12 protein-coding genes are annotated in these 13,605 nt (G+C 60.8%); 9 read left to right on the forward strand and 3 right to left on the reverse strand.

The window, feature by feature from the left end; translation table 11 throughout:
* Positions 1 to 59 precede the first annotated feature (59 nt).
* The gene (locus HM1_RS15790; protein ID WP_012282971.1) at positions 60 to 1,592 is read right to left on the reverse strand and encodes a glycosyl hydrolase family 18 protein; all 1,533 of its coding nucleotides are present in this window, start codon (positions 1,590 to 1,592) and stop codon (positions 60 to 62) included.
* Between the two features lie 126 nt (positions 1,593 to 1,718).
* Between HM1_RS15790 and HM1_RS08600 the strand changes: the two genes are divergently transcribed.
* Positions 1,719 to 2,831, forward strand: coding sequence for a Gfo/Idh/MocA family protein (locus tag HM1_RS08600; protein WP_012282972.1), 1,113 nt, complete (start codon positions 1,719 to 1,721; stop codon positions 2,829 to 2,831).
* A 111-nt stretch (positions 2,832 to 2,942) separates the two neighbouring features.
* Here the strand turns inward: HM1_RS08600 and HM1_RS08605 are convergent, their stop codons facing one another.
* Together HM1_RS08605 and HM1_RS14665 are read right to left on the reverse strand one after the other, a co-directional pair.
* Positions 2,943 to 3,290, reverse strand: coding sequence for a DsrE family protein (locus tag HM1_RS08605; RefSeq protein ID WP_012282973.1), 348 nt, complete (start codon positions 3,288 to 3,290; stop codon positions 2,943 to 2,945).
* 114 nt (positions 3,291 to 3,404) lie between these two features.
* Entirely contained in the window at positions 3,405 to 4,979 is a 1,575-nt protein-coding gene (locus HM1_RS14665; protein ID WP_012282974.1) for a S41 family peptidase, read from the reverse strand.
* Positions 4,980 to 5,299: 320 nt separating this feature from the next.
* Here HM1_RS14665 and trpE point away from each other — a divergent pair, with 320 nt between their 5' ends.
* The 8 genes from trpE to aroF all read left to right on the forward strand — a co-directional run bounded on the left by trpE (position 5,300) and on the right by aroF (position 13,584).
* A complete protein-coding gene (trpE, locus tag HM1_RS08615) occupies positions 5,300 to 6,850 on the forward strand; it encodes an anthranilate synthase component I (protein WP_012282975.1) in 1,551 nt (516 codons plus the stop codon).
* Positions 6,847 to 7,434, forward strand: a complete 588-nt coding sequence (locus HM1_RS08620; RefSeq protein WP_012282976.1) for an anthranilate synthase component II — start codon at positions 6,847 to 6,849, stop codon at positions 7,432 to 7,434. Before trpE ends, HM1_RS08620 begins: the two co-directional genes overlap by 4 nt.
* Positions 7,431 to 8,519, forward strand: a complete 1,089-nt coding sequence (trpD, locus tag HM1_RS08625) for an anthranilate phosphoribosyltransferase (RefSeq protein WP_012282977.1) — start codon at positions 7,431 to 7,433, stop codon at positions 8,517 to 8,519. The genes HM1_RS08620 and trpD overlap by 4 nt, the downstream gene beginning before the upstream one ends.
* Positions 8,516 to 9,382, forward strand: a complete 867-nt coding sequence (locus HM1_RS08630; protein ID WP_012282978.1) for an indole-3-glycerol phosphate synthase TrpC — start codon at positions 8,516 to 8,518, stop codon at positions 9,380 to 9,382. Before trpD ends, HM1_RS08630 begins: the two co-directional genes overlap by 4 nt.
* A 69-nt stretch (positions 9,383 to 9,451) precedes the next feature.
* A complete protein-coding gene (locus HM1_RS08635) occupies positions 9,452 to 10,132 on the forward strand; it encodes a phosphoribosylanthranilate isomerase (RefSeq protein ID WP_012282979.1) in 681 nt (226 codons plus the stop codon).
* Between the two features lie 72 nt (positions 10,133 to 10,204).
* On the forward strand, positions 10,205 to 11,422 hold the full coding sequence (gene trpB / locus HM1_RS08640; protein WP_012282980.1) for a tryptophan synthase subunit beta: 1,218 nt from the start codon (positions 10,205 to 10,207) through the stop codon (positions 11,420 to 11,422).
* A gap of 1 nt (position 11,423) precedes the next feature.
* The gene (trpA, locus tag HM1_RS08645) at positions 11,424 to 12,239 is read left to right on the forward strand and encodes a tryptophan synthase subunit alpha (RefSeq protein WP_012282981.1); all 816 of its coding nucleotides are present in this window, start codon (positions 11,424 to 11,426) and stop codon (positions 12,237 to 12,239) included.
* 331 nt (positions 12,240 to 12,570) lie between these two features.
* Entirely contained in the window at positions 12,571 to 13,584 is a 1,014-nt protein-coding gene (gene aroF / locus HM1_RS08650; RefSeq protein WP_012282982.1) for a 3-deoxy-7-phosphoheptulonate synthase, read from the forward strand.
* The last annotated feature ends 21 nt before the right edge of the window (positions 13,585 to 13,605 follow it).

Below are 13,605 nucleotides of genomic sequence, written 5' to 3' on the forward strand. Positions count from 1 at the left end.
GTTGTCGCGCAAAGAAAGACCAGGGTCCCTGTTAAGCGATTTACGGAGGCAGTCATTTTTTACTTCAGTTTGGCCTTGACGACATCCCAGAAGCGCTGATCCTCGAAGCCGAGGCGCCAGATGCCGATGCCGCCGAGGCCATACTGGTTGACGAGGTCCAGTTTGTATTCGGTGGACCGGGCGTCTTCATACCACACCGTATGGCTACGGCCATAGCTGTCGGTGTATGTAAACCAGGGTGATTTTGACGTTTCGTCCCATTTGGGCGTCACACCGTACTGGCTGAGCAGTTTGGGTACAGTGAGGTAGTTTACCGTTTTCGTGCTGGTTCCATACCAGTCATAGCCGTAGGTGGCGATGCCGAGGAGGATCTTTTCCTTGGGCATTGTCGACAGGGTGTACTGGACGGCCTTGGTGACATAGCCAATGGAGGCGATCGGGCCGGGGGTCCCGCCGGGGTAGTGCTCGTCATAGGTCATGATCTGCACGTAGTCGGCGTACTGACCGATGGCGTTGAAGTCGAAGGCGCCCCCCCAGTTGGAGGTGGTGTCATTGTAGGTCTTGCCGGTGACAGAGAGGATGACTGTATACCCCATGGGGCCAAGGGCTTCTTTCACTTCTCTGACGAACTGGGTGTAGTTGGCCCGGTCGGACGGGTGGATGTACTCGATATCGATGTTGACGCCGGCGTAGCCGTATGTAGGCAGGATGGTCTTTAACCGGTTGATCACCTTCTGGCGGTTCGCCGCGCTGCCGAGCAAGGAAGAGGCGATGCTTTGGTTGAACCCGCCATTGGTGTAGTTGTGGATCAAGGCGTAGGTTTTGATGCCTTTGGACTTGGCCAGGGTGAGCCCGTCGGTGGGAGCGGTGCCGGTCAGGTTGCCCTGCCCGTCTACCAGATAGGTGAAGGTAGAGATGGCGTTCATGGAGCTGCCGTAGTTGACGAGGGAGTTATAGGCGGCCTTGTCTCCCGCATAGTCGACGGGGTAGTAGCCGAGGATGATCTTGCTGTGCGGGGGCGCCGGAGTGAATACCGGTTCGGTCGCGGCGGGTTCGGTCGCGGCGGGTTCGGCCGCGGCGGGTTCGGCCGCGGCGGGTTCGGCCGCGGTGGGTTCGGCCGCGGCGGGTTCGGTCGCGGTGGGTTCGGCCGCGGCGGGTTCGGTCGCGGTCGGTTCGGTCGCGGTGGGTTGGGTCGCGGTGGGTTCGGTCGCAGTCGGTTGGGTCGCGGTCGGTTCGGTCGCAGTGGGTTCCGTTACAGCAGGTTGGGTTGTAGTCGGTTCGGTGGGGGCTGGGGTAGGGGCAGTCGGGCTGGTAACGGTCGTTTTCTTCAGTGTGCCAGGTGTCGCCTCTTTTTTTGCCGCCAAGGCCAGACCGGGAAGGAGCAGGGACAGGATCAGGAGCAGTGGCACGATGAAGCGCAGTTTGTTTCGCATGACCTGTGCAAACTCCTTTTCTGTGTTGTTTGTCTCGTTGCTTGTCCCAAAACCAATGTAACATAGGGTAGAATTTTCATATATAAGACCGTAGTCCTGAAATATTTTAAAAAAATAAGGAAAAACCGTCCTGAAGCGGTCGGTTTTTCCGTGGTGCAACTGTTATAGGCTGCCTCTTCCCCGGAATAGCTGCCCTTTTGTTTAGGAACATTAATTCCGTGCCAGGATTCGACAGAGAGCAACACAGCAAATGGTGTAAATCAGCGAAGGAGTGATCGAGTTAGGATGCGAAAACTGCGTGTAGGTATCATCGGAGCCGGCATGGCCTTTGAACAGCTCCATTACCCGGCCTTTCAGGAACTGAAGGATCATTATGAGATCAAGGCGATCTGTGACATCAATCGGGGAAAGGCTGCTGAATGGGCGCGGCGGCTGGGGCTTTCTGACGCCGATGTGTACACCGATTATATGGCGATGGTGACACGGGATGATATCGATGTCATTGACATTATGGTGCCCATCGAACTCAACTACAAGGTGACGGAGGCGGTGGCTCAGGCGATTTCGGGCACTAAAAAGGGCATCATCTGTGAAAAGCCCTTGGCGCCCACGCTGGAGCAGGCGAAGGCCCACGCAGAACTGCCCAAGAAGTACAATGTGCCGATCATGATCGCCGAAAACTACCGCTTCAATGAGGAGGTCAATATCATCCGCGACCTGGTGCGAACGAAGCGGGTCGGTGATATCTACTACTTTATGCAAAACCGGGTGGCCTGCTTCCCTTGCGAGATGGGCAAGCCGAACAAGTTCCCCAATTCGCCCTGGCGGCAGCACCCCGACTACCCGGGCGGCGTGATCATGGACACGGGCGTCCACGATATGGCAGCCTTGCGGCACATCTTCGGACCTATCGATAAGCTGCAAGCCTTCGGCGTGCCGCTCCATAACGGCGAATACGCCCCCTATGCCTCCGTCTCAGTCAACTTCCGCTTCAAGAGCGGCGTTGTGGGCCAGTTCTCCTTCTTCACCGCCGGCAAAGAGATGCAACGTCCGCTGGTGGGCTTGCGCATCTTCGGTACGACAGGGATGATCTATCTGGAGGAGCGGGATTGCGGTTTCATCAACGTAGCCCACAATGATGGCAAGTCGGAACTGATCCCGTACCGACCGCAGCGGGGGTATTACAATGAACTGCTCAACTTCCATAAGGCCATGACCGGGCAAGAGGCGATCGCTGTCCCGCCGGAGTTGGAGTATGGCGATACGAAGACGATTCTCGACATCCTGCGGTCGGCCAAGGAGGGGAGCCTTGTCTCCGTCGATGCGGAGTGGGATTTCATTCCGGCCGATGATGCGGCGCGACGCGCTCAAGAGCAACCGGGAAGGCCCATGATGTGATCGTCGCTTGGCTCCGAAAGTCAAATGCCCTGTATGGCTTCAAAAAAGCAATGCAGGGCAGCGGGGCATGTTCAGTCTTTTGGCACGCGAACGTTTTAACCTTTTCGTTTCTTAGGCTCGGATGTAGCTATATCCGGCCGCTTGTTTTTCTGCCAGTTCCACGATGCTCGACGGAACGGTAGAGACGAAGGCGGGGAGTGCTTTCACATCGATGTTGTTGCGCCGCAAGGCGTTTTCACAAGCGAGGATCTTGGCCCCTTTTTCTACCAACTCAGGCAGTCTGTCGTAAGGGGAGAAGTCGCCTTGCGGGGCATCGGTTTTGACGAGGCCTTGCACGCCCGGTCCGTTGGCAAGGATCAGCAGATCGAAGGACTGCGGTGCAACTTGAAAGAACCCGGCCAGACTGTTGAAAACCTTGGGCCATCCTTGCATATCGCCAACATGATAGATGATCTTCACAGGCCTAGAAACTCCTTTCTCAAATGAAAATAACTCCCATCAGATTATAGCATATCCGGCGGCTCTTGGCGAAGGAAACCTGATCGCAGGGCAAAGAGCCCTCTGTTCGTCCATTCAGTGCGGGACCGAAAGGTCCTTTTGGGGCAGCCTGATCTGCACTTCTTTAGTTTCATCGCCATATTCCACTTCGAAGCCAAGTTTTTCGCTCAGCAACTGCACCGGCACAAGCACACGATCGCCTACAACCGGCAATGGTTCAATATCTGCGCTTGGCTGATGATTCAACTGCACCTGTCCGCCATCGAGCGGTAAGTCGAGGCTTTTCCCATCGACGGTGATGGTTGCCCGTCGGTCAAGCTCCCGGTACTCCACGGTTCCGCCCAGTGCTTCTCCTAAGAAGCGGAGGGGCAAATATGGCTGACCGTCTTTTAGGAAGGGGGGACTGTCGAGGGGGACCGGCGCATCGGAGACCCAGGCTTTCGGTTGGTCAAGGGTCAGGCGCAGCGCTGTCGACCGCTTGGAAGAGAGAAGGTCTTGCGCCCGGATCAGTTGGAGCGGTTCGTACCCGACCAGCTGGTTCGGTGTCAAACCCACTTTGTCAACGGGCCGATCCATAGCGGTGGTGTAGCGGGCGATGGTCAGCTTCAGCACGCCGCCGGCTTGGAGATCGAAGAGGGTCTGGACCGATCCCTTGCCGTAGGTTTTTGTGCCGACGAGGACGGCTTTCGCCCGTTCCTGCAGGGCGGCGGCGAGCAGTTCTGAGGCGCTGGCGGAGCCGTCGTCGATGAGGACGACCATGGGGATGGGCCTTTCCTTGCCGGTGGTGGTAAAGGTTTCTTTGGGTAATTTTCGGCCGGCCATGTGGTAGAGGGGGCCTTCGGGGAGCAGGAAATCGGCCACAGTTTCCGCCGCTGTGATCTCGCCACCGCCGTTGCCGCGGAGGTCGATGATCAGTTGCTTCATGCCGGACGATTCGAGTTTTTCGTAGGTGGTTTTGAATTCCTTCCCGGTCCGATCGCCGAAGGTGCTGATGTGTATGTAGCCGATGGTTCCTTCCAGCATCTTTCCTTCGACCTGCGGGAGATCGATGCGCTGCCGCATCAGTTCGACCGTCTGTTCTTCTTCTGACTTGGCCGGTTTGATGGTGAGCTTGACGGTGGTGCCTTCGGGGCCGCGCACTTTTTTGGCTAACTGGTCCACCGATAGGTCATGGGTCGATTCGCCGTTGATGCCGGTGATGGTGTCGCCGCTTTTGATGCCGGCTTTTTCGGCTGGAGAGTCGGGGAAGGTTTTTTCTACGACAGGATAATCGGCGCCGGGGGCGATGACCATGCCTACGCCGAAGTAATTCAGGTTGACCGATTCGAGCAGCTGTTCGTATTCCTCTTCATCGAGGTAAAGGGAGTGCTTGTCATTGAGGGCTTGTAGGGTTGCTTTGATCGTGCTTTGCGCAAAAACCTCGGAGGCGGGCTCATCGACGTAGTAATCGGAGATGAGGCGGCGGATCTCGAGCAGTTTGGAGTCGATTTTGGCAGATGCTTCAGATGATGGGGGAGACGGTACAGATTGGGCAGAGGCAGCGGCTGCCGGCGTTGCGCTCGCGGCGCCGAAGGGATAGAGAATGGTTGTCCAGCAGGCGAACAGGAGGGCAACCAGGAAGGCGGGGATGCAGAGGGGTCCTTTTTTCATGCTCTTCAGGCGGGTTCACTCCTTTTTATGTAAGGGGTATTTCCATTTAGGGCCTTATGTACAAGGTACTCCATGGGGTGTTCCATTGCAAGTAAAAAAGCGATGGCGCCCTTTCCGAAAGATCGTTGACATTTCCATACAGCTATGGTACTTTTACTGCGAGATGAGTTTTAGAGTAGTTGAGCGGAGTCCAGTGGAGTCGAGCGGAGAGGCGGTATTTTCTGATGTTGTCAGGAAGCCGGTCTACCTTCGGTGGGCCGGTTTTTTTGTTCGCTTTTTTCCGGTCTCGCTGCACACTTCGCCTGGAAGGAGGGTGAAGGTTGATCCAGCACCGCACTGCCCCCGATGCGGTCGACTTTGTCCGGCTGAGCCGGGAATACCGGTACGTCCCGATGTGGATATCCTTCAGCACCGACGAGGATACGCCGATCACGCTTTATCGCAAGCTGGCTGGCGAGGGCTTGGGTTATCTGTTGGAGAGCGTGGAGCGGGGCACTGTCCTCGGGCGCTATTCCTACGCCGGCGCTGAGCCCCTGGCTTTTTTCTCCTGGCCGCCTGAGCCGGCTGCCAACGCCACCGGCTCAAATGCCGGCGATCCCCTCAAAGGTGTGGGACAGTGGCTGGCCGATCTGAAGGTCGCCCCCGTTCCGCCCAATGCAGGTTTGGCGCCTTTTTACGGCGGCCCGGTGGGGTATTTTTCTTACGATCTTGTTCGCCATTATGAGCGACTGCCTGAGCACAGCGTCGATGACCGACAACTGCCGGAAATGATGCTGATGATCACCCGCTACACCCTGATCATCGATCACCTGCGCCATCGGGGCACCCTGGTGCTGCTGGCCGAAGCCGGCGATGAGGCCGCCTACCGTTATGGCCAGTCGCAACTGGCGGGACTGTTCGAGCGGCTGCGCGAACCGGCGTCGCCGCTGCCCCTAGAAGTGTCGGCGGTGATGTCTGCAAAGATACCGGCAGATACAGCGGTCAAGGCAGGAGCTGCCGATGAAAAGCAGGTTCCGTCTGCTTTTGCAGCCGGCGATGAGATGACCTCCACCTTCGACCGGGCCGGTTTCTGCGCGGCCGTGGGGCGTTGCAAGGAGTACATCGCCGCCGGTGACGCCTTCCAGATCGTCCTTTCCCAGCGGTTCACCCGTCCGCTGCGCACTCACCCCTTGAATGTCTACCGGGCGCTGCGCTCGTTGAACCCGTCGCCCTACCTCTTCTACTTGAACCTGCCGGGGATGCAGGTGGCCGGTTCGTCGCCAGAGGCGCTAATCCGTGTCGAAGGCAGGCGCGTGGAGACGCACCCTATCGCCGGGACGCGGCCGCGCGGTCGCGACGCTGACGAGGACCGTCGCCTGGCTGAGGAACTGCTGGCCGACGAGAAGGAGCGGGCTGAACACCTGATGCTGGTCGATCTGGGCCGCAACGACCTGGGCCGGGTCTGCCAGATCGGATCAGTCCGCGTGGAACGGTTTATGGAAGTGGAACATTACTCCCATGTGATGCACATCGTCAGCCGCGTCGCCGGGGAGTTGAAACCGGCTGTGACGGCGCTGGATGCCCTCAGTTGCGTCATGCCGGCGGGCACCTTGAGCGGCGCCCCCAAGATCCGGGCCATGGAGATCATCGACGAGTTGGAGCCGGTGCGCCGGGGGCCTTATGGCGGTGCTGTCGGGTACCTCAGTTTCGACGGCAACCTGAACACCTGCATCACCATCCGCACGGTGCTGATGCGCGACGGGAAGGCGCAGATCCAGGTCGGCGCCGGGATTGTGGCCGACTCGGTCCCGGAGACGGAGTATGCCGAGACGATGAACAAGGCGAGGGCGCTCTTTGAGGCCCTATTCTCGGCGGAAGGGGGATTGCAGTGATCGTCGTCATCGATAACTATGATTCCTTCACCTATAACCTGGTCCAGTACCTGGGGGAGATGGTCGACGCCGTTGAGGTTTACCGCAACGACGCTATCGCGCCTGAGGCCATCGCCGGCCTCGCCCCCTCCCACATCGTCATCTCGCCGGGACCTTGCACCCCCAATGAGGCGGGCATCTCGATGGATGTGATCGGCCGCTACGCCGGGCAGATTCCCATCCTGGGCGTCTGCCTCGGTCACCAGTCGATCGGTCAGGTCTTCGGCGGGCGCGTCATCCGAGCGTCCCGGTTGATGCACGGCAAGACTTCGCCGATCTACCATGACGGGCGGACGATCTTTGCGGGCTTGCCCAATCCCTTCACGGCCACGCGCTACCACTCGCTGATCGTCGAGGAGGAGAGCCTGCCTGACTGCCTGGAGGTCACGGCGCGGAGCGACCAGGGCGAAATCATGGGTCTTCGCCACCGGGAGTATGCCGTCGAGGGCGTGCAGTTTCATCCGGAGTCGATCCTGACGGAGGCAGGGAAAGGGTTGTTGCGCAATTTTCTCAGTGTAAGATACAGCAGAGGTGAGACGAGATGAGCCAGTCCCTGGCGATAGCCAAGCACAGCCTTAAATGCCTGTTGAGTGGCGAGCGCCTCGGCGAAGAGCGGGCAGAGGAACTGATGAACGCCGTCATGGAGGGGAAGGTCCCCTCGGTGCAACTGGCGGCGTTGCTCGTCGCCTTGCGCTTGACCGGCGAGGGTGAAGAGGAGATCGCCGGTTTCGCCCGGGCCATGCGCAGCCGGGTAGGTCGCGAACTGGCCGAATACGTGCCTGCAGCCTTTGAAATGACGCGGCGGCAACTGGTCGATACCTGCGGAACCGGCGGCGATGGCGCCGGAACCTTCAATATCTCCACGACAGCCGCCCTGGTCGTGGCCGCCGCCGGTGTGCCTGTCGCCAAGCACGGCAACCGGGCCATGTCAGGCCGCGCCGGTTCGGCCGATGTGCTGGAGGCCCTCGGCGTCACCGTCGATCTGGCGCCGAACTACTCCTATCAGTGTCTGATGCAGACGGGATTCGGCTTCTTTTTCGCCCCCCAGTGCCACCGGGCCATGGCCCACGCGGCGCCGACACGGCGGGAGCTGGGCGTGCCGACGGTCTTTAACCTGTTGGGCCCCTTGAGCAACCCTGCCGGGGCCGAGCGCCAACTGCTCGGCGTCAGCAGCGCCGAACGGGTGAAGGTGATCGCCCAGGTGCTTCGCCGCCTCGGGGTCACATCGGCCTGGGTGGTCCACGGTCAGGATGGCCTCGACGAGATCAGCCTGACGGCGCCGACGACGGTGGCCCGGCTGGAAGCGGGAGAGGTCCACCTGGAGACCCTCGATCCCCGCGCCTACGGCTTCAACTATTGCGCCCCCGAGGACTTGAAAGGGGGCGACCGCGAGCGGAACGCCGCCATCACTGAGGCGATTTTGAATGGCGAGGCGGGGCCTCGTCGGGATATTGTCCTCTTGAACGCTGCCGCCGCCCTCTGCGTCTCCGGGAAGGTTGACGGATTGGCGCAGGGGATCGCTTTGGCCCGGTCGGTCATCGACAGCGGCGAGGCGCGGGCCTTGCTGGAGCGGGTCAAAGCGTTTACGGCGGCAGCGGCCTCCTTTCGAGTAGGCGGGGTGAGCGTATGACTGATCCGGTTTCCCCGATCCCCTTGACAGGTTTTTTGGCGATCCTGTGGGAGATCCAGGCTGATCGCGTCCTAAAAGCGCGCCAGGAAGTCGGCCTTTCCGAACTGGCGCGCGGCATCGCCCGCATGGGGCCGGTCCTGGATTTCGCCGGGGCGCTCCGGCGGCAGCGTCCCTCGGGGCCTGTCCGGGTCATCGCCGAGGTGAAACGGGCTTCGCCCTCTAAAGGCCCCCTCTTTCCGGAGGCGAAGGCAGGTGACCTGGCTGCTCGCTATGAACAGGCCGGTGCGTCGGCCATCTCCATATTGACGGAGGAAAAATACTTTTTGGGTTGTCTCGACGATCTCCAGGAAGCCAAGGAACAGGTCAGCCTGCCGGTGATGCGCAAGGACTTTCTGATCGACCCCTATCAAATTGCGGAGGCCCGCCTCTGCGGCGCTGATGCCTGTCTGCTTATCGCCGCCATGCTCGGGCCGTCCCGCCTCGACGAGATGTGCGCCGCCGCCTTGGAGTTCGGAATCCACACGCTGATCGAGGTTCATGGCGAGGAAGACCTGGCCTGGGCGGCGGAGGCGGTAGAGAAAAACCGCGCGCAGCGGCCCGGCTGGCTGCCGGTTGTCGGCATCAATGCTCGCAATCTGGCCACATTGAAGGTGGACAAGGAGCAGGCCTTGCGCCTCGGCGCGGCGCTGCCGGAGGGCGTCGTCAAGGTGGCCGAAAGCGGCATCGGCGGCGCCAGCGACGGGCAGCGCGCTCTGGCGGCCGGTTTTGACGCCATCCTCGTCGGCGAAGCCCTGGTGACGGCAGCCGACCCCGGGAAGGCCTTGCGGGACTTGATCGGTCTTGAAAATCGAAGCGGCCTTTAGAATCATACAACAAGGGTGCCTTCACAGGGTACGGTTCAAGGCACCCTTTTTTTCAAGGGAGGTCCTGCCATGTTCGCCAACCCGCGCGTGAAAATCTGTGGCATTCGTTCTTTTCAAGATGCGGAAGCGGCCCTGGGCGCCGGCGCCCATGCCATTGCTTTCAATTTTGTTCGCCCTTCCCGCCGCTATATCCACCCGGAGGCGGCCCGGGAGATCATCCTTGAACTGCCGCCCTTCGTCTCTGTCGTCGGCGTCTTCGCCGATGAGCCCCGCTACAGCGTCGAGGAGATCGCCTCTTTTTGCCGGCTCCAGGCGCTCCAGTTTCACGGTGAAGAGACGCCCGAATACTGCCGCCGCTGGTCCTACCCGGTGATCAAGGCCTTCCGGTTCGGCGACGGCGCGCCGGCAGCAAAAGCAGGTGCCACTGCCTTTACGGACTGGGAATCTTTGGCCCAAGCGGCCCATGAGTACGATGTCAACGCCTTTCTAATCGACGCTTACTGCCCGAACGCACTCGGCGGGATGGGGCGGGCCTTCGATTGGTCCAAGATCGGCGGCAGACTGCGCCGTCCGCTGATCCTGGCCGGGGGATTAAACCCGAATAATGTCCGTGAGGCCATCGTTCGCGTCCGTCCCTTCGGTGTCGACGTGGCCTCGGGCGTCGAGACGGACGGGAAAAAGGACCTGGCGAAGGCGGCGGCCTTTGTGGAAGCGACGCGATTTCGCTTTGGCGATGACGATGGACGATGATAAGTCTGTCGACGGGCCAGTGCATCGGGCAATGAGCCGGCGCTTTGGAGCTCACGCGACTTCGGTGAACGAATGATTTTGCACAATAAGAAAGAGGTGTCCGCCTTGATTGGACAGCTTCCCCCAGATGGTCGTTTTGGCGCTTTCGGCGGCGCCTTTGTCCCCGAGACGCTGAAGCCGGCCCTTGAGGAACTGGAGGCCGCATTCCGGCAGATGACCGACGATGCTGTCTTTCGGGAGGAGTTGCAGACGCTCCTCGCCGAATACGCCGGCCGGCCCAGCCGCCTCTACTTTGCCCGGCGGCTTACGGAACACCTGGGCGGCGCCCGCCTCTACCTGAAGCGGGAGGATCTGAACCATACCGGTTCCCATAAGATCAACAACACCCTCGGACAGGTGCTGATGGCCAAGCGGATGGGCAAAAAACGGGTCATTGCCGAGACGGGCGCCGGACAGCACGGCGTGGCCACGGCGACGGCCTGCGCCCTCTTCGGCATCCCTTGTGAGGTCTATATGGGCGCGGAAGACGTAGAGCGCCAGGCGTTGAACGTGCTGCGCATGCAACTGTTGGGAGCGAAGGTGATCGCCGTCACCTCGGGCACGCGGACGCTCAAAGACGCCATCAACGAGGCCATGCGCGACTGGGTGGCCAATGTGCAGGACACCTTTTACTGCTTCGGCACCGCCGCCGGCCCTCATCCCTATCCTTCGATTGTGCGGTACTTCCAGTCGGTCATCGGCATCGAGGCGCGCGCCCAGATCCTGGACAAGGAAGGCCGCCTTCCCGACGCCGTGCTGGCCTGTGTCGGCGGCGGCAGCAACGCCATGGGCATGTTTTCCGGCTTCCTGGACGATGCGTCGGTCCGCCTGATCGGCGTCGAGGCCGGCGGTGACGGGGTGAAGACGGGGCGGCACTCGGCGTCGCTCACGGCCGGCCTCCCCGGTGTGCTGCATGGCGCCGTCTCCTACCTGTTGCAGGACGACGACGGGCAGATCATGGGGACCCATTCCATCGCCGCTGGTCTTGACTACCCCGGTGTGGGACCCCAACTCTCTTACTTAAAAGACAGCGGCAGAGCCGAGTTTGTGGCGATCACCGATAAAGAAGCCCTGGAGGGCGTCCGCATCCTGGCCCTGACGGAGGGCATCCTGCCGGCCCTGGAAAGCGCCCACGCCATCGCCCAGGCGGCGAAAATGGCGCCCCAGATGAGCCCGGACAGCCTGTTGATCGTCAACCTGTCGGGCCGCGGCGACAAAGACGTGCACACACTGGCCGGGGAGGTGGGCTGAGATGGAAGACCTGCGTGGAACAGAACGGTTGACTGCGACCTTCGCCAACCTGAAAGCCGAAGGCAAGCGGGCCTTCATCGCCTATGTGACGGCGGGAGACCCTGATCTGGAGACGACGCGGGAACTGGTGCTGACGCTGGAGAAGAATGGCGCCTCGATCATCGAACTGGGCGTTCCCTTCAGCGACCCTGTCGCCGATGGGCCCGTCATCCAGGAGGCGGCCGTCCGGGCGCTGGCCGGTGGGACGACGCTGACCAAAGTGCTGGCGATGGTGCGGACGCTGCGCCGGGAGACGTCGATCCCCATCGTCCTCCTCACTTATTACAACCCGGTTCTGCGCTTCGGCCTTTTGCGCTTTGCCCGCGAAGCGGCGGCCTCCGGCGTCGACGGCGTCATCGTCGCCGACCTGCCGGCCGAAGAAGGCGGCGTGCTGAGAGAACCCCTGGATGAGTTAGGGTTGGCCTTGATTCCTCTGGTCGCGCCTACATCGACACCGGAACGCATTCAACGGATCGCCGAAAAGGCGCGCGGTTTCATCTACTGCGTCTCACTGCTTGGGGTGACGGGGATGCGGTCTGACCTGCCGCCTGACGCGGCAGCCTTGCTGGAACGGGTGCGGGCGATGACCGATGTTCCCTTGGCTCTCGGCTTCGGCATCTCCAGGGCGGAGCATGTGGCGATCGTGGCGCCCAACTGTGACGGCGTCATCGTCGGCAGCGCCATCGTCAAGCTCATCGCCCAAAACCTCGGTGACCGGGCGAGAATGCTCGCTGAGGTGGGCGCTTTTGCCCGAGAGATGGCGGCGGCTGTCGGTTGATTCTGGGTATCTGATAAAAAGGCGCTCGGAATATCCCTGAGTCAAATTCGGACAATTGGAAAAGGTTGCAGCTAGGTGGGGGCTGTGCTATATTGGGTATTGTAGGGATCATCTCTCGGAGATGGTCGAGGTAGCGGAGGCGATGGGGTCGTCCTCCGGTGCACCGCTGGTGATGGGCTGTTTTTTTTGTAGCATGGAAGTACGGTAGGAGTCTGGCTGTCGATTTTGAAGGTACTCCGCCTGCTGGGGTGCCTTTTTGTCTTCTCGGGCCGACGATTGCCTGACCTTCCGACCGGACACATTAACAGAAGGACGAGGGAGGATTTGTCACATGATCATTGTGATGAGCGAAGGGGCAACGGCCCAGCAAATCGAGGCGATCAAGCAGCGCCTAACCAAAGAGGGGCTGCAGATTCACCTGTCTCAAGGCGTCGAAAAAACAATCATCGGCGTCATCGGCGACAAGTCCCGGATCTCCGCATCGACCTTGGAGGCGCAACCGGGAGTGGAGAAAGTGATGCCTGTCCTTCAACCTTATAAATTGGCCGGCCGTTCCTTCCGTCATGAGAACACGGTCATCCGCATCGGCGACGTGGAGATCGGCGGCGATGCCTTGCAGGTCTTTGCCGGCCCCTGCGCCGTGGAAAGCCGGGAGCAGCTTCTTGAATCGGCTCAGGCCGTCAAGGCAGCCGGCGCCAGGATCCTTCGGGGCGGCGCTTTCAAACCGCGCACGTCCCCCTACGCCTTCCAGGGACTGGAGGAACAGGGACTCAAACTCCTGGCCCAGGCGCGGGAGGAGACGGGGCTTCTGATCTGCACGGAGGTCATGGATACCCGCAGCATCGAGATGATCGCCGAATACAGCGACATCCTGCAGGTTGGGACCCGCAACATGCAGAACTTCCACCTGTTGCGTGAACTGTCCAGGGTGAACCGACCCATCCTGCTCAAGCGCGGCCTGTCGGCCACGATCGAGGAGTGGCTGATGGCGGCGGAATACATCATGGCCGGCGGCAACTACAACGTCATCCTCTGCGAACGGGGCATCCGCACCTTTGAGACGCAGACGCGCAACACCCTTGACCTGAGCGCGATTCCGATCATCAAGAGCCTGAGCCACCTGCCGATCATCGTCGACCCCAGCCACGGCACCGGCAAGCGCCACCTCGTCCGTCCCATGTCGATGGCCGCTGTCGCCGCTGGCGCCGACGGGATCATGGTCGAGGTCCATCCCAACCCGGCCGAAGCGCTCTGCGACGGTCCCCAGTCCCTGCGGCCTGAGGAGTTTGCCAGCCTCATGGACGAACTGCGCCGCCTGGCCGGCGTGATGGGACGGACGGCTTAGTAAGAAAAATTGTCGATCTGC

The sequence above is a fragment of the Heliomicrobium modesticaldum Ice1 genome (assembly GCF_000019165.1).
GTDB lineage: Bacteria > Bacillota > Desulfitobacteriia > Heliobacteriales > Heliobacteriaceae > Heliomicrobium > Heliomicrobium modesticaldum.

Excerpts from the sequence above, each read along its gene's own strand:
- HM1_RS08600 (WP_012282972.1), top strand. The coding sequence starts at position 1,719 with ATGCGAAAACTGCGTGTAGGTATCATCGGAGCCGGCATGGCCTTTGAA.
- HM1_RS14665 (WP_012282974.1), bottom strand. The coding sequence starts at position 4,979 with ATGAAAAAAGGACCCCTCTGCATCCCCGCCTTCCTGGTTGCCCTCCTG.
- trpD (WP_012282977.1), top strand. The coding sequence starts at position 7,431 with ATGAGCCAGTCCCTGGCGATAGCCAAGCACAGCCTTAAATGCCTGTTG.
- HM1_RS08630 (WP_012282978.1), top strand. The coding sequence starts at position 8,516 with ATGACTGATCCGGTTTCCCCGATCCCCTTGACAGGTTTTTTGGCGATC.
- HM1_RS08635 (WP_012282979.1), top strand. The coding sequence starts at position 9,452 with ATGTTCGCCAACCCGCGCGTGAAAATCTGTGGCATTCGTTCTTTTCAA.
- trpB (WP_012282980.1), top strand. The coding sequence starts at position 10,205 with ATGATTTTGCACAATAAGAAAGAGGTGTCCGCCTTGATTGGACAGCTT.
- trpA (WP_012282981.1), top strand. The coding sequence starts at position 11,424 with ATGGAAGACCTGCGTGGAACAGAACGGTTGACTGCGACCTTCGCCAAC.
- aroF (WP_012282982.1), top strand. The coding sequence starts at position 12,571 with ATGATCATTGTGATGAGCGAAGGGGCAACGGCCCAGCAAATCGAGGCG.